This window comes from Variovorax sp. Soil_C_12 (assembly GCF_057657375.1).
On sequence record NZ_JBDGIO010000006.1, the window covers coordinates 1 to 19,027 of the forward strand.

At 67.5% G+C, this 19,027-nt stretch carries 14 protein-coding genes; 3 read left to right on the forward strand and 11 right to left on the reverse strand.

Annotated features, from left to right (window positions below):
* Together AC3A6X_RS17055 and tkt are read right to left on the reverse strand one after the other, a co-directional pair.
* The coding region (locus tag AC3A6X_RS17055; protein WP_487843304.1) for a glyceraldehyde 3-phosphate dehydrogenase NAD-binding domain-containing protein at window positions 1-239 on the reverse strand (239 nt) is incomplete at its 3' end.
* Window positions 240-280: 41 nt separating this feature from the next.
* Window positions 281-2,320, reverse strand: coding sequence for a transketolase (gene tkt, locus AC3A6X_RS17060; RefSeq protein WP_487843305.1), 2,040 nt, complete (start codon window positions 2,318-2,320; stop codon window positions 281-283).
* A gap of 108 nt (window positions 2,321-2,428) precedes the next feature.
* Between tkt and AC3A6X_RS17065 the strand changes: the two genes are divergently transcribed.
* Window positions 2,429-2,824: an S-adenosylmethionine decarboxylase family protein gene (locus AC3A6X_RS17065; RefSeq protein ID WP_487843306.1), complete on the forward strand. Its 396-nt coding sequence runs from the start codon at window positions 2,429-2,431 to the stop codon at window positions 2,822-2,824.
* An 11-nt stretch (window positions 2,825-2,835) separates the two neighbouring features.
* Window positions 2,836-3,540, forward strand: coding sequence for a nucleotidyltransferase family protein (locus AC3A6X_RS17070; protein ID WP_487843691.1), 705 nt, complete (start codon window positions 2,836-2,838; stop codon window positions 3,538-3,540).
* Window positions 3,541-3,551: 11 nt separating this feature from the next.
* Here the strand turns inward: AC3A6X_RS17070 and AC3A6X_RS17075 are convergent, their stop codons facing one another.
* The 3 genes from AC3A6X_RS17075 to AC3A6X_RS17085 form a co-directional block, all read right to left on the reverse strand.
* Entirely contained in the window at window positions 3,552-5,528 is a 1,977-nt protein-coding gene (locus tag AC3A6X_RS17075; protein WP_487843307.1) for a hypothetical protein, read from the reverse strand.
* Between the two features lie 1,032 nt (window positions 5,529-6,560).
* On the reverse strand, window positions 6,561-9,185 hold the full coding sequence (locus tag AC3A6X_RS17080) for a hypothetical protein (RefSeq protein WP_487843308.1): 2,625 nt from the start codon (window positions 9,183-9,185) through the stop codon (window positions 6,561-6,563).
* Window positions 9,186-9,476: 291 nt separating this feature from the next.
* Window positions 9,477-11,486, reverse strand: a complete 2,010-nt coding sequence (locus tag AC3A6X_RS17085; protein ID WP_487843309.1) for a hypothetical protein — start codon at window positions 11,484-11,486, stop codon at window positions 9,477-9,479.
* 137 nt (window positions 11,487-11,623) lie between these two features.
* On the opposite strand from AC3A6X_RS17085, the gene AC3A6X_RS17090 reads away from it, so the two are divergent.
* A complete protein-coding gene (locus tag AC3A6X_RS17090; protein WP_487843310.1) occupies window positions 11,624-13,009 on the forward strand; it encodes an aminopeptidase P N-terminal domain-containing protein in 1,386 nt (461 codons plus the stop codon).
* A gap of 73 nt (window positions 13,010-13,082) precedes the next feature.
* Here AC3A6X_RS17090 and AC3A6X_RS17095 read toward each other — a convergent pair whose 3' ends face one another.
* From AC3A6X_RS17095 to AC3A6X_RS17120, 6 genes are read right to left on the reverse strand one after another with little or no spacing between them, the layout of a single operon-like run.
* A complete protein-coding gene (locus tag AC3A6X_RS17095) occupies window positions 13,083-13,679 on the reverse strand; it encodes an ATPase (protein WP_487843311.1) in 597 nt (198 codons plus the stop codon).
* A complete protein-coding gene (locus tag AC3A6X_RS17100) occupies window positions 13,679-14,047 on the reverse strand; it encodes a TA system antitoxin ParD family protein (protein WP_106559613.1) in 369 nt (122 codons plus the stop codon). The genes AC3A6X_RS17095 and AC3A6X_RS17100 overlap by 1 nt, the downstream gene beginning before the upstream one ends.
* Before the next feature lie 59 nt (window positions 14,048-14,106).
* Window positions 14,107-15,678, reverse strand: coding sequence for an FAD-dependent oxidoreductase (locus AC3A6X_RS17105; RefSeq protein ID WP_487843312.1), 1,572 nt, complete (start codon window positions 15,676-15,678; stop codon window positions 14,107-14,109).
* On the reverse strand, window positions 15,678-17,237 hold the full coding sequence (locus AC3A6X_RS17110; RefSeq protein WP_487843313.1) for a polyamine aminopropyltransferase: 1,560 nt from the start codon (window positions 17,235-17,237) through the stop codon (window positions 15,678-15,680). The genes AC3A6X_RS17105 and AC3A6X_RS17110 overlap by 1 nt, the downstream gene beginning before the upstream one ends.
* Before the next feature lie 16 nt (window positions 17,238-17,253).
* Entirely contained in the window at window positions 17,254-17,475 is a 222-nt protein-coding gene (locus tag AC3A6X_RS17115; protein WP_106559610.1) for a DUF350 domain-containing protein, read from the reverse strand.
* A gap of 18 nt (window positions 17,476-17,493) precedes the next feature.
* Window positions 17,494-18,972, reverse strand: coding sequence for a DUF4178 domain-containing protein (locus AC3A6X_RS17120; RefSeq protein ID WP_487843314.1), 1,479 nt, complete (start codon window positions 18,970-18,972; stop codon window positions 17,494-17,496).
* Window positions 18,973-19,027: the final 55 nt, after the last annotated feature.

Consider the following 19,027-nt stretch of genomic DNA (forward strand, 5'->3'; position numbering starts at 1 on the left):
CGCTCCTGCGTCAGGCGGATCTTCTTGCCGTTGACGATCAGGGTGTTGCCCTCGACGGTGACCTCGCCCTGGAAGCGGCCGTGCACCGAGTCGTACTGGAGCATGTAGGCCAGGTACTCGGGCTCGAGCAGGTCGTTGATCGCGACGATCTCGATGTCGTTCTTGAAGTTCTGCACCGCCGCGCGCAGCACGTTGCGACCGATGCGACCGAAGCCGTTGATGCCGAGTTTGATAGCCATGTGGTTTGCTCCTGGAAGGTTGAAAACTGGGTGCGGCCGGATCAGCGCGCGAGCGCCGCCTCGACCGTGGCAGCGACGTTCTCGGCCGTGAAGCCGAAATGCTTGAACAATACGCCGGCGGGCGCCGACTCGCCGTAAGTGTCGATGCCGACGACGGCAGCGACACCGTACTTCCACCAGCCGTCGGTGGCACCCATCTCGACGGCGATGCGCGGCGTTCCTTGGGGCAGCACGCTCTTCTTGTAGGCCACGTCCTGGCGGTCGAAGGTGGTGGTGGAGGGCATGGAGACCACGCGCACGGCGATCTTCCTTGCCGCCAGCAGCTCCTGGGCCTTGAGCGCGAGCTGCACTTCGGAGCCGGTGGCGATGATGACGGCCTGCAGCTTCTTCTTGAGTTCGGGCTCGGCCAGCACGTAGGCGCCCTTGCTGATGTCGCTCAGGTCTTTCTTGGGCGCATAGGGCAGGTTCTGGCGCGACAGCAGAAGCGCGGTCGGGCGCGTGGCGTTCTGCAGCGCGACGGCCCAGGCCACCGCGGTCTCGGCCGTGTCAGCGGGGCGCCAGACGTCGAGATTGGGGATGAGGCGCAGCGAGGCCGCGTGCTCGATGGACTGGTGCGTGGGGCCGTCTTCGCCGAGGCCGATGGAGTCGTGCGTGAACACATGCACCACGCGCTGCTTCATCAGCGCTGCCATGCGGATGGCGTTGCGGCTGTAGTCGCTGAAGGTCAGGAAGGTGCCGCCGTAAGGGATGAAGCCGCCGTGCAGCGCCACGCCGTTCATGATGGCGGCCATGCCGAACTCGCGCACGCCGTAGTTGATATGGCGGCCCGGCAGGCCGTCGGGGATCTGCTCGTTGCCCTCGGTGCGCACCACGGCGCCCGTGGCGTCGAAACGCAGGGCCGGCGTGCTCTTGGTGTTGGTGAGGTTGGAGCCGGTCAGATCGGCGCTGCCGCCCAGCAGCTCGGGCAGGGCAGCGGTGAAGGCTTCGAGCGCCAGCTGCGAGGCCTTGCGCGAGGCCACCGTCTCCGCCTTGGTGTGGGCCGTGACGACGGCATCGAAAGCGGTCTGGTGGAAGTTCTTCGGCAGCTCGCCCTTCATGCGGCGGGTGAATTCGGCCGCGAGGTCGGGGAACTGCTTCGCATAGGCGGCGAACTTGTCGTTCCACGCGGCTTCGCGCTGCGCACCGGTGGCGTTGGCGTCCCATTCGTCGTACACCGCCTGCGGCAGCTCGAAGGGCTCGTGCTGCCATTGCAACGCGGTACGGGTGAGGCCGATTTCGTCGGCACCCAGCGGCTCGCCGTGGGCCTTGGCGGTGTTGGCGCGGTTGGGGCTGCCCTTGCCGATCTGCGTCTTGCAGATGATGAGGGTGGGGCGCTCGTCCTGCTGCCGGGCCCGCTGGATGGCGTCCGACACTTCCTTCACGTCGTGGCCGTCGATCGGGCCGATCACGCTCCAGCCGTAGGCCTTGAAGCGCTCCGCCGTGTTGTCGATGAACCAGGGCTTGACCGGGCCGTCGATGGAGATGCCGTTGTCGTCGTACAGCGCGACCAGCTTGCCCAGCTTCCAGGCTCCGGCCAGTGCGGCGGCCTCGTGGCTGATGCCTTCCATCAGGCAGCCGTCGCCCAGGAAGGCGTAGGTGCGGTGGTCGACGATGCTGTGCTCGGGGCGATTGAACTCGGAGGCCAGCAGCTTTTCGGCCAGCGCGAAGCCGACTGCGTTGGTGATGCCCTGGCCCAGCGGGCCGGTGGTGGTTTCCACGCCGGGCGTGATGCCGGTCTCGGGGTGGCCGGCCGTCTTGCTGTGCAGCTGGCGGAAGCGCTTGAGCTCCTCCACCGGCAGTGCGTAGCCGGTGAGGTGCAGCACGGCGTAGATGAGCATCGAGGCGTGGCCGTTCGAGAGCACAAAACGGTCGCGGTCGAACCACTGCGGATTGCCTGGGTTGTGCCGGAGATGCTCGCCCCACAGGGCGACCGCCATGTCGGCCATGCCCATCGGTGCGCCCGGATGCCCCGAGTTCGCGAGTTGAACGGCATCCATGGCCAACGCGCGAATCGCGTTGGCCATCAAGGCTTGGTTGGCCATGTGGTCGGGGCTTTCTTGGGGGTGCTGGTTGGGGAGAACCCGGGATTTTAACGGGCGGGGCATGGCGCCTGTCCGGAGGCGCGGCAGAGGGCTGATAGAGTGCCGGCCATGCATGGGCTGCACCTGACCGCCGACCTCCACGATTGCCGTTGCGAGACGCGCTGGCTGGTCGATGCGCCAATACTGGGTGCCGCCTGCGTGAAGGCGGTGGAGGCGGCCGGCCTGCAGGTGGTGGGCACGCTGTTCCACGCTTTTCCGGCCAGCCCGCAGGGACCCGGCGGCGTGACGGCCACGGTGCTGCTCGCCGAGTCGCATCTGTGCGTCCACACCTGGCCGGAGCAGCGCGGGGCGACGCTGGATGTCTATGTCTGCAATTTCGGCGCCGACCACTCGGCCAAGGCGAGGGCGCTGATGGGGGCGCTGGAGGCGCTGTTCGTGGCGGGCCGCGTCGAACGGCACGCGCTGCAGCGCGGGGCCATCGCGGCGGAGGCGGTTGCTTCATGAGCATCCGGGCCATGATCCTCGCCGCCGGTCGGGGCGAACGCATGCGGCCGCTGACCGACACGAGACCCAAGCCGCTGCTCGAGGTGCAGGGCAAGCCGCTGATGCAATGGCCGATGGAGGCGTTGGCAGCAGGCGGCTTCCGGCGGCTGGTCGTCAACACCGATTGGCTGGGCGAGCTGATCGTCTCGCGCTTCGGGCACCGGCACGCTGGTGGCGAGATTGCCTATTCCCACGAAGGCCGCGACTTCGGCGGCGCCCTGGAGACTGCGGGCGGCATCGTGCGGGCGTTGCCGCTGCTGGGTGAGATCTTCTGGGTGCTGGCGGGCGACGTGTTCGCGCCGGATTTCGCCTTCACCCAGGCCGCGGTGGACCGTTTCGCGGCCGGCAAGGGCCTCGCGCACCTGTGGCTGGTGCCGAACCCGCCGCACAACTTGCGCGGCGACTTCGGGATCTCGCCCGATGGGCTGGCGCTGAACGATGCGCCGCTGATGCACACCTTCTCGACCATCGGCCTGTACCGCGCGGCGTTGTTCGCGCCGCCGTACTGCCGCATTCCGGCGGGCAACCCCGGCGGCGTCAAGGCGCCGCTGGCACCGCTGCTGCGTGCGGCCATGGCCGAGGGCCGGATCAGCGCTGAGCTCTACGAGGGCGCCTGGACCGATGTCGGGACGCCGGAGCGGCTCGCGGCGCTGAACGCAAGAAGACGACCTGCCTAGATCGCGGCCGCTCAGGGTACGTTGGCCGTGCGGATGTGGAAGGGCTTGCCCTCCATCGCATAGCTGCCGCCGAACTCGATGTTCAGGCCGCCCGTGGGCTGGACGGGACACCCGGTAGGCGGCTGGCAGGACCAGGAGCCGCCGCGGTCGGCGAAGACGACGGCGCCGTAGCGGTAGTTCGACACCGCCTTGCCCGTGTAGTCCGCGATGCTCAGCACCATGTTGTCGCTGGCGAAGTTGTCGGCGTCTTCCACCGCGATCGGGTCGACGATGCGTGAATCCTGCAGGGTGCGGACCACGCTGCCGCTGTCGCCGTTGGAGGCGAAGCGCACCCATTGGATCTTGCGATCGCCGCGCGAGGCCACCAGCACCTGCTGGTTCAACGGCTCGATGTCCCTGTTTTCCGGGTCGATCTTCGAGATGGCCAGCGAGGTTGGGTTCTTGCCGACTGCGACACGGCCCTTCTCGAAGACGTCCGTCGCGGTGGTGCCGGCCGGCACATTGCCCAGGCCGTAGATGCGCAGCGAGCCGCTCTCGGTAGCGATCCACGCACGATGGACGGGCCCGAACAGCGTAGTGCGTACTGCCGTCGGCCGGTCGTCCAGCGCCACGGTCGAGATGACCGCCGGCGTCTGCTGCGGCTTGTAGGCAAAGGTGTAGGGCCACTGGTTGTCGGCTTGGCCCAGGTTCGTGAACTCCGTCGGGCCGGTGCCGAAGTAGACGCCGTTGACGTAGCTGAACAGCGGCTTCAGGTCGATGAAGGCGGCCTTCTTCTCCGACTTGGAGATGACGACGGCCACGCCGGCCTTGGCATAGCGGTTGGCGTTGGAGCCGGAACCGCTGAAGGTCGCGCGCTTGGCCGGGTCGGTCAGGGGCGTGTAGGTCTGGCCCATGAACTCCCCATATTTTTCTGGCAGTGCGGTCTGGAACTGATCGAAGCCGGTAGTGACCGCGATCTCCGTTGGCGCGTTCATGCCCGGCAAGTCGATGTAGCCCAGGACCTTCATGAAGGCGGTGTTGCCCATGTTCGGGAGCCCGGGGTAGACCGCCATCCACTCATGCCACCAGTCGTACCAGGCGTCGTAGCTGCCGTTCCTCGCCGAGTTGTAGGGGTTGCAGTTGTTGCACAGCCCCGCCAGGGAGATTACCGCCACCTGGCCCTTCAGCGCCGTCGTGTCCCACACCGTCACCAGCGCGTATTCGCTGTTGTTCGTCATGGCGATGCCCGTCGGCACCTTGTTGGCAGGTAGCTTGACGGAGGTCCGGTTATTCGCGGTGTTGCTGCCGGCCGTGCCGATCAGGCCATTGTTGAAGGCCACGAGCGAGGTCGCGCAGAAGCCCACGCGCCCACCACACCGTGCCACCGCGACCGGGTCGCCGGTCACCAGGCCCGCGCTCTTGTAGGTGGTGACGTTGTAGTTGTTGCGCCCGGCGCTGCCGTCCCAGGCGGCCGCTTCCTGCCAGGGCAGCTGCGGCGCCTGCGCGAAGGTGTTGTGGTCGACCGCCGAAATCTGCAGGTCGCCCACACCGACGCGCAGCGTCGGATCGTCCGCCACGAAGCCCACATGGGCTTGGTTGGTGGAGTACAGGCCGGGTTCGGCCAGCAGCGGTCCACCGACCTGCCAGGTGCCGCCGTGGTAGCTCGCCATCGTCTGGTCGGTGCGCTTGAACAGCGTGGGGATGCCGCTGTTGTTGACGACCGGCGCATCGCCGTAGCGGTAGGCGATGCCCTCCGCCTTGGCCAGCCTGGGCGCCAGGGCGCGGTAGGCGTCGGCAACGACACGGCCGGCGCTGTCGATCACGTCGCCGGTAATCGGTGCGGGGGCGGGTGCCGGTGCCGGTGCCGGTGCGGGTGCCGGTGCCGGTGCCGGTGCGGGCGCCGGTGCCGGTGCCGGTGCGGGTGCCGGTGCCGGTGCGGGTGCCGGTGCCGGTGCCGGTGCGGGTGCCGGTGCCGGTGCCGGTGCGGGTGCCGGTGCCGTGGCAGGCACGCTGGCGGCTCCGAGTGAATAGCAGGCCTTCACGACAAAAGGCAGGGGATCGCCGCCGAAGAATTCATTGGTGCAGGCAGCACTGCCAGTGACCGTCTTTTGGATCCACGACGTGCCGGCGCCGTATTGGACCAAGGTCGCGACGGCGACAGTGAACGAAGAACCCTCCTTGGCGAGCAGCGTTCCCGCGACCGGTGCGGGTGCGGGTGCTGGTGCTGGTGCGGGTGCTGGTGCTGGTGCGGGTGCTGGTGCTGGTGCGGGTGCTGGTGCTGGTGCTGGTGCGGGTGCTGGTGGTGCGGGTGCCGGTGCCGGTGCGGGTGCCGGTGCCGGTGCCGGTGCCGGTGCCGGTGCTGGGGCCGGGGCCGGGGCCGGGGCCGGCGCGGGCGTCTGGCCCTGGATGTAACAGGCCTTCGCAACATTGGGCAGCGGGTCGCCGAAGGTCGCGTTGCTGCAGTCGACGGACCCCGAAAGTGTCTTGGATCTCCAGGTCGACTTTGCCCCGTACTTGACGACCATCGCGGAAGCCAGCACGAAGCTTTGATTCTCGTCAGCGACCTTGGTCCAGCTCGAATCGAGCGGCTTGCTCGAGGCTTCGGTTTCCTTTGCGTCGGCAGAGTCGGTGGTGGCCGTCGGGGTCGGGGCAGGGGCGGCTGTCGACGCCGCACCATCCGCCAGCGAGACGGGGAAGCCCCCACCCGAGTTACCGCCTCCACCTCCGCAACCCGCCAGCGCACCCGCAGCAACAAAGAGCAGAAGCGCGCTTTTGTCCGTGACTTTCATCCAATTGCTCCAGAAAGGATCGAGGTGGAGATTGCAGAAGCAGGCGATACGTCTTTCTACGTTACTTGCATTCCGTTTCTTTTCGATCCTTTTAGGGCCGTGTGCGTTACTGAAGTTTCAATTGGTTACTTGAACTTTCCAAAAAGGCATACTGAAGAATTCGTTGCCGACAGCAACTGTTTGAGGGAAGCAACAGCCAAAAAAAAGCGGCCCGCACAAGGCGGGCCGCAAAGCTTGGATCGAATCAGACGATCAAGGCACGTTGGCTGTCCTCAGCATGAAGGGCCGGCCCTCCATCGTGAAGCTGCCGCCGAACTCCATGTTCATGCCGCCGGTTCCCTGCACCGGACAGCCGCCCGACGACGCAGGGCAAGCCCCGCCACCCGCGAAGACCACCGAACCGTAGCGGTAGTTCGACACCGCCTTGCCCGTGTAGTCCGCGATGCTCAGCGTCATGTTGTCGCTCGCGAAGTTGTCGGCATCTTCCACCGCGATCGGGTCCACGATGCGTGAATCCTGCAGGGTGCGAACCACGCTGCCGCTGTTGCCATCGGAGGCGAAGCGCACCCACTGGATCTTGCGATCGCCGCGCGAGGCCACCAGCACCTGCTGGTTCAACGGCTCGATGCTCCGGTTCTCCGGGTCGATCTTCGAGATGGCCAGCGAGGTCGGGTTCTTGCCGACTGCGACACGGCCCTTCTCGACGACGTCCGTTGCCGCGGTGCCGGTGGGCACGTCACCCAGGCCGTAGATGCGCAGCGAACCTTCTTCGGTGGCGATCCAGGCGCGGTGCACGTTGCCGAACAGGGTCGTACGAACCGCGGTCGGCCTGCTGTCCAGTGCCACGGTCGAGATCACCGTCGGTGTCTGCTGCGGCTTGTACGCGAAGGTGTACGGCCACTGGCTGTCGGCTTGACCCAGGTTGGTGAACTCCGTCGGACCGGTACCGAAGTACACGCTGTTGACGTAGGTAAACAGCGGCTTCAGATCGATGAATGCGGCCTTCTTCTCCGACTTGGAGATGACGACGGCCACGCCGGCCTTGGCGTAACGGTTGGCGTTGGAGCCGGAGCCGCTGAAGCTGGCGCGCTTGCTCGGATCGGTCAGGGGCGAGTAGGTCTGACCCATGAACTCGCCTTGCTTCTCGGGCAACGCCGTCCTGAACTGGTCGAAGCCGGTGGTGACCGCGATTTCCGTCGGTGCGTTCATGCCCGGCAAGTCGATGTAGCCCAGCACCTTCATGAAGGCGATGTTGCCCATGTTCGGCAGACCCGGGTACACGCCCATCCACTCATGCCACCAGTCGTACCAGCGGTCGTAGGTCCCGTTGCGGATGCCGGTCGGCGTCCCGCCATTCGAGTTGTACGGGTCGCAGTTGTTGCACAGCCCCGCCAGCGAGATCACCGCCACCTGGCCCTTCAGCGCCGTCGTGTCCCACACCGTCACCAGCGCGTATTCGCTGGTGTTGGTGATGGCCATACCGGTCGGTACCTTGTTGGCAGGCAGCTTCACCGAGCCTCGGTTGTTCGCCGTGTTGCTGCCCGCCGTGCCGATCAGGCCATTGTTGAAGGCCACAATGGAGGTCGCGCAGAAGCCTGTGCGGCCACCGCAACGCGCCACCGCGACCGGATCGCCATTCGTGAGACCGGCGGTCTTGTAGGTGCTGACGTTGAAGTTGGTGCGTCCGGCGCTGCCGTCCCATGCGGCCGCTTCCTGCCAGGGCAGCTGCGGCGCCTGCGAGTAGGTGTTGTGGTCGATCGCAGAGACCTGCAGATCGCCCACGCCCATGCGCAGGGTCGGATCGTCGGCGACGAAGCCGACATGCGCCTGGTTGGTCGAGTACAAGCCCGCGTCGCTCGTGACAGGGCCGCCGACCTGCCAAGTCCCGGCGTGGTAGCTCATGGTTTGGTCGGCGCGCTTGTAGAGCGTGGGAATGCCGCTGTTGTTCACGGTCGGGGCGTCGCCATAGCGATACCGGATACCTTGCACCTTGGAGAGCAGGGGTGCCATGGCGCGGTACGCGTCAGCCACCAGGTTTCCGGCGCTGTCGACGACGTCGCCGGAGACAGGGGCCGGTGCGGGTGCGGGTGCGGGTGCGGGTGCGGGTGCGGGTGCGGGTGCGGGTGCGGGTGCCGGTGCGGGTGCGGGTGCCGGTGCGGGTGCCGGTGCCGGTGCGGGTGCCGGTGCGGGCGCCGGGGCCGGCGCGGGGGCAGGTGCCGGCGCGGATGCTGCACCGAGCGAATAACAGGCCTTGACCACGAACGGCACGGGATCGCTGCCGAAGAATGCGTTCGTGCAGCTGGCGCTGCCACTGACGGTCTTCTCAACCCACTTGCCGTTGGCGCCATATTGCACGCGGGTCGCAGAGGCCACCGTGAAGGACGCGCCCTCGGCGGCCAGGCGCGTGCCTGCAGCGGGCGCAGTCGCGGGAGCGGGAGCGGGAGCGGGTGCGGGTGCGGGTGCGGGAGCGGGTGCGGGCGCAGCCTCGGTCCCAGTCTGGACATAGCACGCCTTCACCACGAAGGGCAGCGGGTCGCCGAAGGTTCCGTTGCTGCAGGACTGCGAGCCCGACAGCGTCTTGGTGGCGTAGGTGTCGTTCGCCCCGTATTTCACGACCGTCGCGGCGGCCAGCGTGAAGGTCCGATCCTCGTCCGCGACCTTGGTCCAGCTGGCATCGAGCTTACTGATCGGTGCGGCTTCCTTGGTCGCCGTGGATTCGGCGGCAGGTGCGGCGGTGGTTGAAGAAGCGGTCGCAGGTAACGCGTCCGAGCCCTGGGCTGCGGCGAATCCGCCGCTGTTGCTGCCTCCACCCCCGCATCCTGCGAGTGCGCCAGCTGCAACAAAAAGCAGAAGCGCGCTTTTGTCGATGACTTTCAAGCAAATCCCTCCTAAATTGGTTAAGTTGGGGTTTGTACGGGTCAATGGCTTCGCGGGCAACCGCTCTTGCACTTCTTTTCCTATGTGTATGCCGCCTCCCCAGGGCGGTGTTACTAACGTTGTGATTGCTAACGCTTTCAACGCAAATCCTCCAGATTGAGGAGGAACCTTCTTCGTACTGTCCATTCAGGGAGGGCGACGACCAAGCGCGTGCGTTCGGCCGAGACGCACAAGAAAAAAGGCCCGCACGAGGCGGGCCTTTGTGATCAATTGACGCTGGTTTTCAGCTGATCACGGCACGTTGGCAGTTCGAATCTGGAAGGGCTTGCCCTCCATCGCAAAGCTGCCGCCGAACTCGATGTTGACCCCATTGGTGGGCTGAACTGGGCAGCCACGCGGCGGCTGGCACGACCACGAGCCACCGCGATTCGCGAAGATGACGGAACCATAGCGGTAATTCGACACCTTTTTGCCGGCGTAGTCGGCAATACTCAGCACCATGTTGTTGCTGGCGAAGTTGTCGGCGTCTTCCACGGCGATCGGGTCCACGATGCGCGAGTCCTGCAGGTTGCGGACCACGCTCCCGCTGTTGCCGTCGGACGCGAACCTCACCCACTGGATCTTGCGCTCACCCCGCGAGGCCACCAGCACCTGCTGGTTCAGGGGCTCGATCGAGGTGTTCTCCGGATCGATCTTCGAGATCGCCAGCGAGGTCGGGTTCTTGCCGATCGCCACACGACCCTTCTCTGCCACGTCGGCAGCCACCGTCCCGGTGGGCACGTTGCCCAGGCCATAGATGCGAAGCGAGCCGCTCTCGGTAGCGATCCAGGCGCGGTGCACGCTGCCAAAGATGGTGGTGCGCACTGCCGTCGGACGGTCATCCAGCGCCACGGTCGAGATCACCGTCGGCGTCTGCTGCGGCTTGTTCGCGAAGGTGTAGGGCCACTGGTTGTCGGCCTGACCCAGGTTCGTGAACTCCGTCGGGCCGGTGCCGAAGTAGACGCCGTTGACGTAGCTGAACAGCGGCTTCAGGTCGATGAAGGCGGCCTTCTTCTCCGACTTGGAGATGACGACGGCCACGCCGGCCTTGGCGTAACGGTTGGCGTTGGAGCCGGAACCGCTGAAGGTCGCTCGCTTGGCCGGGTCGGTCAGGGGCGAGTAGGTCTGGCCCATGAATTCGCCGTTCTTCTCGGGCAGCGAGGTTCCGAACTGGTCGAAGCCGGTGGTGACCGCAATTTCCGTTGGTGCGTTCATGCCCGGCAGGTCGACGTAGCCCAGCACCTTCATGAAGGCGATGTTGCCCATGTTCGGCAGGCCGGGGTACACGCCCATCCACTCATGCCACCAGTCGTACCAGGCGTCGTAGCTGCCGTTCTTGGCCGAGTCGTAGGGATTGCAGTTGTTGCACAGCCCCGCCAGCGAGATCACTGCCACCTGGCCCTTCAGCGCCGTCGTGTCCCACACCGTCACCAGCGCGTATTCGCTGTTGTTCGTCATGGCGATGCCCGTGGGCACCTTGTTGGCGGGCAGCTTCACCGAGCTCCTGTTGTTCGCGGTGTTGGTGCCGGCCGTGCCGATCAGGCCGTTCTGGAAGGCCACCACCGACTCCGCGCAGAAACCCGTGCGACCGCCGCAGCGCGCCACCGCCACCGGCTCGCCGTTCGTGAGACCGGCGGTCTTGTAGGTGCTGACGTTGTAGTTGGTTCGCCCGGCGCTGCCGTCCCAGGCGGCCGCTTCCTGCCAGGGCAGCTGCGGCGCCTGCGCGAAGGTGTTGTGGTCGACTGCCGAGATCTGCAGGTCACCCACGCCCATGCGCACCGAAATGTTGTCCGGCACGAAGCCGACGTGGGCCTGGTTGGTCGAGTAGAGGCCGGCGTCGGCCAGCAGCGGTCCACCGACCTGCCAGGTGCCGGCGTGGTAGGCCGACATCGTCTGGTCGGCACGTTGGAACAGCGTCGGGATGCCGGTGTTGTCGACTGCGGCCGGGTTGCCGTAGCGGTACGCGATGCCGGCGTCCTTGGCGAACGCAGCAGCGGTCGCCTTGTAGGCATCCGCAGCGATCGTGCCGGAACTGTCGATTACTTCGTTCGGAACGGGCGTGGTAGCCGAAGACTGAGTGGCCGGCGCGGTGCCGGTACCGGTGGCGGTACCTGTATCCGTACCCGTACCCGTGCCCGTCGCCGTGGCGCCGAGGGCGGCGAATCCGCCGCCACCGCCGCCACCACCTCCTCCTCCACAACCTGCGATGAGTGCGCTTGCGACGACGGTCGCCAGAAGCGCGCCTTTATATGAAAAATTCAACAAAAACACCTCCAATTTGACAAGATGGTCATTTGTACGTGGGCGGCCTCCTACAGGGCAACCCTTCTTGCAAATGTTTTCGTGATGTGTTCCTACTCTCCAGGGGAGTAGTTACAAAGGTATTGCATAGTGACGTTATGACCGCAAATCATCTGGCCCGCCGCCGCAAGGAACTTTCTTCTTACTTGGGACCCGACGCGGTCGCCATCATCCCGACCGCGCCGGAGCGTCCGCGCAATCGGGACAGCGACTTCCTCTTCCGCCACGACAGCTACTTCTATTACCTGACGGGCTTTACCGAGCCCAACGCCTGGCTGGTGCTCACAAGCGAGGGACATGCCACCCTGTTCTGCGCCCCCAAGGACCGCGAGCGCGAGATCTGGGACGGCTACCGCCTGGGCCCGGAGGCGGCACCGGCGGCGCTGGCCGTCGAAGAGGCTTTCTCGATCGAGGAGCTCGATACCCGCATGCCGAAGCTGCTGGAGAACAAGAAGACGGTCTGGTACCCCTTCGCGACGCACAAGGGGCTGGAGTCGCGCGTCGACGGCTGGTTGTCGGCGGTGCGCGCCCGGGTGCGCTACGGCGCGCTGTGCCCCGAAGAGCAACGCGACCTCTGCGGCCCGCTGGACGAAATGCGGCTGATCAAGGATGCGGGCGAGCAGGACACGATGCGACGAGCCGCGCAGATCAGCGCCCGCGGCCATGTCCGCGCGATGCAGCTGTCGGCGCGCATGCTGCGCGAGGGCCGGGACGTACGCGAGTACCACCTCGATGCCGAGCTGCTGCACGAATTTCGCCTCGGTGGCTCGCAGTACCCAGCCTACAACTCGATCGTGGCCGCCGGCGCCAACGCCTGCGTGCTGCACTACCGCGCCGACGTGGCGCCGGTGCGCTCGGGCGAGCTGGTGCTGATCGACGCCGGCTGCGAGCTGGACGGCTACGCCAGCGACATCACCCGCACCTTCCCCGCCAACGGCACGTTCACCGGCCCGCAGCGCGCGCTTTACGAGCTGGTTCTGGCCAGTCAAGACGCAGCGGTGGCTGCAACGCGAGCGGGCGCTCGCTTCAACGATCCACACGAGGCCACGGTGAAGGTGCTGTCACAGGGCATGCTCGACCTGGGCCTGCTGGATGCCGACAAGGTGGGCGGCGTGGACGACGTGATCGAGAAGCGCGCCTATTTCGCCTACTACATGCACCGCACCGGCCACTGGCTGGGCATGGACGTGCATGACTGCGGCAGCTATGTGGAGCCCGCGCAGGCCGGCGAGGTGAGCGAGCGCCGGGACCCGCTGTCGAACGAGCTGATCAAGAACCGCCCCAGCCGCATCCTGAAGCCGGGCATGGTCCTGACCATCGAGCCGGGCATCTACGTGCGGCCGGGGGAGGGCGTGCCGGAGCAGTTCCACAACATCGGCATCCGCATCGAAGACGACGCGATCATCACCGAAACGGGCTGCGAGCTGATCTCGCGCGGGGTGCCGGTCAAGCCGGATGAGATCGAGGCGCTGATGCGGCCATGAGCCGCACGGCCGCTCCGAAGGCTCATAGCACCTTAGCCGAAGGCGAAGGTACTCCGGTGAGCGGCCCGGATTTCTAGGCGGCCTCGTCCGGGCCAAGCACCTTTCGCGCCCACGCGGGCAGCCAAAGCCCATGAGGCTGGACGCGCCCGGCGACCACCGAAGCCAGCAGGTGCGGGCCCCCGGCCTCGACGTCCGCCCCGTCGAACAGCATCGCGAGCGGCACCGCGCGAACGGCCACCCGCAGGTTCTCGAGGGTGCGCGGATAACGCGCCAGGATCTTGCTGGCCGGCACGTCGTGGCCGCCCTCATGCACGCGCTGTTGCACGCGCTCCAGCAGGCGGCGCGGCTCGTCGAGACACACGATGTAGAGCGCCACCTCGAAGCCGAAGGTCCGCGCCTCGGCAAGGAGTTCCAGCTTGGAGGGATGCGAGAAGACGGTCTCGCTCACGAAGGAGCGCCCGGCCTCCAGATGTGCCTGGCGTTGCGCGTCGGCCCATGCCCGGGCGGCCTCCGAGCGCCGCACGGCATGCCGGATATGACCGAGCTGCTCGCGCTCGTACAGGTCGGCGTTGATGAAGGGCAGCTGCGGGTAGCGCGGCTGGATCAGGTAGCGGTACAGCGTCGACTTGCCGGCGCCATTCGGGCCGGCAATCAGGTGCAGGACCGGCATCAGGCCGCGCGGCGGCTGCGCGGACGGGGCTGCGCCTTGGCGCGGTTCTCGCCCACCGCCGCCTTGGCCCGTTCAGCCAGTGCGCCGGACTGGGCCAAGGCCAGCACGTGACCATGCAGGGCGTCGAGTTCGGGCGACAGGGCCGGCTGAGCCTGACCGGCAACGACGTAACGTGCACCTTCTTCGCGCGCAATCAGCGCCTGGCTGTCCTGCGTGGAGAGGCCCGCCTGCTCGAGCGCGCGGCCGAGGGTGGCCCAGTATTCGATCTGGCTTGCCACCGAGCGGCGCATGGGCTGGGCCGCGTCGCGTGCCTTGTCGACCAGCGCGGCAGGCAGCTTGACGGAAGCGAAGGGGGTGGCCGAAGACATTGGGTTCACTCCTGATTGGCGCATTTTGCGCCAGTCTGCGAGGGCCCGTCAAACGCGATTCAACCAGCCGCCAGATGTCCGCGGACGAAGGCCTCTTCGAAGATCGAATACCCCGACCAGTCGCTGTGCGCAAAGGCCAGGCGGCCAGCGACGACGCGCTCGTGCGCGCCGCGGCCGGCGAGCAGGCCAGGCCCCGGGATGGCCATGGCATGGCCGTAGCGGGTGATTTCGATGCGGGAGGCGAGCCCGGCAAGATCGGGATGAGGCACCGACAGCTCGCCGAGAAGCTCGTCGCGCCAGCCGCTCCAGGGCCGGTCGAGCAGCAGGCGCCGGCCTTCCGGCCCGTCGTAAGCGCTCGGGCCCAGCGGCCGATACCAGCTCAGCACCGTGGCGCCCGGCGTGGGGTCCAGCGCCTGATGGCGAGCATCGACGTAGCCGAGCCCACGCGTGCCGTAGACCACGTTGTCCCAGCTCGGCGCCGCGCCGGGGCGGTCGGCCAGCGGCGCGCGCACATGCACGTTGGCCACCAGCCATGGCGCATAGCGCAGCCGGGCCGCCGCCTCGCGCAGCGGCGCGGGCGGGTTCTCCACCACGCGGGCGGCGATGAAGACCGGCAACGCGACGATGCAGCGCTCCGCCTGCCAGCGCACGCGCGCCCGGGCCGCCACATCGAAGGCCTCGACCTCGACGCCCGAGCGCGTCTCGGCGATGCGCAGGACGGCCTGGCCCGTCTTCAGCCGATCGCCCAGCGGCGCCGCGAGCCGCCGCGCGAGCCAGCCATTGCCCTCCGGCCAGGTCAGCACCGCGTCGCGCTCCGCTTCCTCGTCGCCGGGTGCATGGAAGCCGTGCCGGCTCGCGAAATAGTGGATGCCGGCCCAGGCCGAAACATGGGCGCTGCCGGCGCCGTAGTCGTCGCGGCAGCAATAGTCGAGATACCAACGCAGCTGGGGATCGTCGAGGCCTTCGCGCTCGAGCCAGGCGGCGAAGGGCAGCGCGTCCAGTTCCAGCAGGCGCGGCGTGAGCGGCACGCGCAGCGTCGGAATGGCGAAGCGCGTCTCGCGCCGCAGCGCTTCCACGCGCCGCGAGAACAGGCGGTACTGCGCCAGGGTGCGCTCGCGCACGCCCTGCACGGGCAGCAGTCCGTCGTGCCAGGCGCCTTCGAAGAACAGTCGCTCCTGGGGGCTGTGGCAGAGGTGGCGCTCCTCGTACTGCCATCGGCCGGCCACGCGCCGGCGCAGGCCGAGTTCCTCCAGCAGGTCTTGCACCTCGTGCGCCTCGTCGCCCGGCAGCGGCAGGTAGTGGGCGCCAAGCGGGCAGGCGATGCCGCCCACCTGGCCGCCGCGGCTGTTGCCGCCGGCCTGGTCTTCGAGCTCGAGCAGCACGAAGTCCTCGATGCCGGCCAGCCGCAGGGCGCGCGCGGCCGCCAGGCCGGCCACGCCCGCGCCGGCAATGAGGACACGGGTGCGGCGCGTGGCCGAAGGCGCGTCGTTGCGGCTCAGGGTCCCGTCGCGCAGCGCATGGCCGCGCTCGACGTCGATGCCGGCAAAGCCGCCCTCGATCTCGTGCCGCGCGTCGCAGCCGCCGAGCGCCAAGGCGCCGGCGGCGGCACTCAGGAATTCGCGACGCTTCATCAGTGGCCGGCGACCTTGCCCCACTCCTGCTCGTAGGTCGTGACGAGGGTCTGGTTCGACAGCCGGTTCACCTCGGCCGGCACCCGCGCCATGTCACGTGGGAACTCGAAGAGCTGCGGCAGCGCCGGCCCGGCCAGGAAGCGCAGGCCCTCGGGCAGGGCCTCGGGCAGCCGGTAAGGCCTGCGGCTCGCGATGATGAAGCCCCACTCGCCGAAGCTGGGCACATGCGCGTGGTAGGGCGCGGTCCGCAGGCCCACCGATTCGACGGTCGCGACCACGGTCCAGAAGCTCTTGCGGGCGACCAGCGGCGAGGTGGTCTGGATCACGGCATAGCCGCTGGCGGCCAGCCGCTTGTCGAGCAGGGCGTAGAAGGAGTTCGTGTAGAGCTTGCCGATCGCGAAGTTGGTGGGATCGGGGAAGTCGACCACGATCACGTCGAACATGTCGCCGGCTTGCTGCAGCCACTGAAAGGCGTCGGTGTTGACGACATGCACCTTCGGTGACTTGAGCGCGCCGCCGTTGAGCGCCGCCAGCGTCTCGTGCTCGCTGAACAGCCGCGTCATGTTCGGGTCGAGCTCGACCAGCGTGATGCTCTCCACCGAGGGGTACTTGAGGACCTCTCGCACCGCCATGCCGTCGCCGCCGCCGAGCACGGCCACCTTCTTCGGTGCGCCCTGCGCCGCCATGGCCGGATGCACCAGCGCCTCGTGGTAGCGGTACTCGTCGCGCTCGGCGAACTGCAGGTTGCCGTTGAGGAAGAGCCGATGCCCGGCGGCGCCCCGTGTGACGACGATGCGCTGATAGGGCGAGCTCTCGCTGAAAACGATGCGGTCCTGGTAGAACTTGTCTTCCGCCAGTGTCGTGATGTGGCCGGCGAAGACGAAGGCGCCGGCGAGCGCAGCCAGGGCCAGCACGCAGGCCAGCGCATGCGCGCCCAAGCGGCGCAGCTCGTGCCTGAAGAGCCACAGCGCCCACAGCGCCACCGCCGCATTCATGAGCCCGAAGAGCAGGCCGGTGCGGATCATGCCGAGCTGGGGCACCAGCAGCAGCGGGAAGGCGACCGACACCGCCAGCGCGCCCAGGTAGTCGAAGGTCAGCACCTGCGAGACCAGGTCTTTCAGCATCACGTTGCGGCGCAGGATGCGCATCACCAGCGGGATCTCGAGCCCCACCAGCGTGCCCACCACCAGCACCAGCCCGTAGAGCAGCAGCCGGAAGGCGCCGGGGATGTAGGCGTTGGCGATGAAGAGCAGGGCGGGAAGCGCGCCGCCGATCAGCGCCACCATCAGCTCGATGCGCAGGAAGTGCGCCGGCAGCTGGCGCTCGAAGTAGCGCGAGAGCCAGGAGCCCACGCCCATCGCGAACAGGTAAGTGCCGATGATGGTGCTGAACTGCAGCACCGAGTCGCCGAGCAGGTAGGAGCTGAGCGCCGCGGCGCTCAGCTCGTAGACCAGCCCGCAGGCCGCGACCACGAACACGCTGGCCAGCAGCGCGATCTCGACTGGCTGCGGGCCGCGCGCCGCCCTCGCGGGAGCCGGATGCAAGGCTGCCTCGCTCATCGACCGCCGGGAAGGCTCAATGGATCGCGGCCGCGACGATGATGCAGATGCCCAGGCTCATCGCGGCCACCACCACGCCGAGCGCCACGTTCTGCTTCTCGACGATCTCCTGCCACAGGTCGTAGGGCGTGAGCTTGTCGATGAGCAGGAAGGTGATCCAGAACACCAGCACGCCAATGATCGCGTACAGGATCGAGCCCAGGAAGGCCGCGGGCCTTAGCCATTCAATTCCCAACATGAGGACCTCCGGAAAAAGTCATTTGTGGCCGCCGCCACTGGAATAGCCGCCATAGGAGCCGCCCGAGCTGCGCGAACCGCCCGAGCTGCTGGTGCAGGTGCTCAGGATGATCAAGAGGATGATGATCACCACGATGATGAGGATGATGGTGCCGCAGCCGAGCTTGCTGGCCGAGCTCACCGGCAGCGCGTCGCCGCGCTTGAACATGTCCTTCTTGCCGTCGAGCTTGAAGGCCGCGGCCACCGCGGCACTGTCGATTTTGCTGCCGGACGACCAGGTCAACTCGTTTGCAGAGCGTTCCATCGACAGCAGGGCCGTGCCGCTCGCGAAGTCGCGGTTGAAGGTCTTCTGTCCGCGCTCGACCTGCCAGTAGAACTCGCCGGCCACGTAGGTGGTTTCGGCGTTGTAGGCGTACTGCTGCTGGTAGACCTTGCCCAGGTAGGTGGCGCGCGAGCCGCTCTCGGCCATGGTCGGCGCGCCGGTGGCGGGCTTGACCAGGCTCCAGCCGTCCTCGGCATCGACCAGGAAGCTGAAGCCGCGCTTCTTGTTGTAGAGCAGGTATTCGTTCCAACCGAAGTGCTCGTCGTCGCCCGGCGCCACGCCCATGCGGTGCTGGAAGCCCACGACCTGCCACAGCGCGCCCTGCAGCTGGCCGGTGGTGCCGACCGGGATCAGCGGCTGCACCGGTTCGTGCTGCTCCGCGTGGCGCAGCTCGCCGCCGATGCCCTGCGTCAGGTCGATGATGCTGTTGCAGGCGCGGCAGGTGATGCTCTTGCTCTCGGCGAAGTTGACCGTGACCGGCGAGCCGCAGTTCGGGCAGTTGAAGCTGCGGCCCTTTTCCTCCTTCGCCGATTCGTCGCGCAGGCCGGTAAGCTGCAGGTCCTCGAGCTGCACCGAGCGCCCGAGATAGGCGCCGGGCGGCCGGGTGTCGTAGTCGAGGCTCAGCACCAGGCCCTGGTCGCTGCGCAGCTCGACCACCGCGAAGGGCCGGCCGAGCTCTGGCAGCCGCGGCAGCTCGCCCTGGGCCGAGACCAGCCGGACCTGCTCGTTCGAGGCCACCGTGTAGCTCTGGCCGTTGAAGGCCGTGGTGGCGCCCACGCGCAGCTCGGCGGGATCCGGCGCCTCGCGCTGCAGCTGGTGCGGCAGCGAGAAGACGAAAGCGCCGTTGTCCTCGCTCAGGATGCCGGTGCGCTCGCCGTCGAGCGCGGCGATCCACTCGGTCCAGCGGCCGCCCTCGTAGCTGTACTGCAGGCGCCCCACCAGCGTGAAGGGCTGGTCCTGGATGCGCCCGGCGGCGAAGAGCTGCAGCGGGCTGAAATCGTCGAACAGCTCCGCCATCTTGCCGGTGCGCGCGAGGGTTTCGCCCTGGCGCACGACCGTGCTCTGGCAGTAGGGGCAGACGGCGTGGGTCGACTGCGCCGATCGGAATTCGACGGGCGCGCCGCACCCGGGGCAGGGCGCGCGGTAGTAGCGCTGCTGGGAGGAGTCGGTGGCCACGAAAAGACGGCAAGGATCCGCTCAGCGCGGCCCTGTCGACGCGTCGACGGGCTCG

Excerpts from the sequence above, each read along its gene's own strand:
- AC3A6X_RS17070 (WP_487843691.1), top strand. The coding sequence starts at position 2,836 with ATGATCCTCGCCGCCGGTCGGGGCGAACGCATGCGGCCGCTGACCGAC.
- AC3A6X_RS17110 (WP_487843313.1), bottom strand. The coding sequence starts at position 17,237 with ATGAGCGAGGCAGCCTTGCATCCGGCTCCCGCGAGGGCGGCGCGCGGC.
- AC3A6X_RS17065 (WP_487843306.1), top strand. The coding sequence starts at position 2,429 with ATGCATGGGCTGCACCTGACCGCCGACCTCCACGATTGCCGTTGCGAG.
- tkt (WP_487843305.1), bottom strand. The coding sequence starts at position 2,320 with ATGGCCAACCAAGCCTTGATGGCCAACGCGATTCGCGCGTTGGCCATG.
- AC3A6X_RS17090 (WP_487843310.1), top strand. The coding sequence starts at position 11,624 with ATGACCGCAAATCATCTGGCCCGCCGCCGCAAGGAACTTTCTTCTTAC.
- AC3A6X_RS17115 (WP_106559610.1), bottom strand. The coding sequence starts at position 17,475 with ATGTTGGGAATTGAATGGCTAAGGCCCGCGGCCTTCCTGGGCTCGATC.
- AC3A6X_RS17100 (WP_106559613.1), bottom strand. The coding sequence starts at position 14,047 with ATGTCTTCGGCCACCCCCTTCGCTTCCGTCAAGCTGCCTGCCGCGCTG.
- AC3A6X_RS17105 (WP_487843312.1), bottom strand. The coding sequence starts at position 15,678 with ATGAAGCGTCGCGAATTCCTGAGTGCCGCCGCCGGCGCCTTGGCGCTC.
- AC3A6X_RS17095 (WP_487843311.1), bottom strand. The coding sequence starts at position 13,679 with ATGCCGGTCCTGCACCTGATTGCCGGCCCGAATGGCGCCGGCAAGTCG.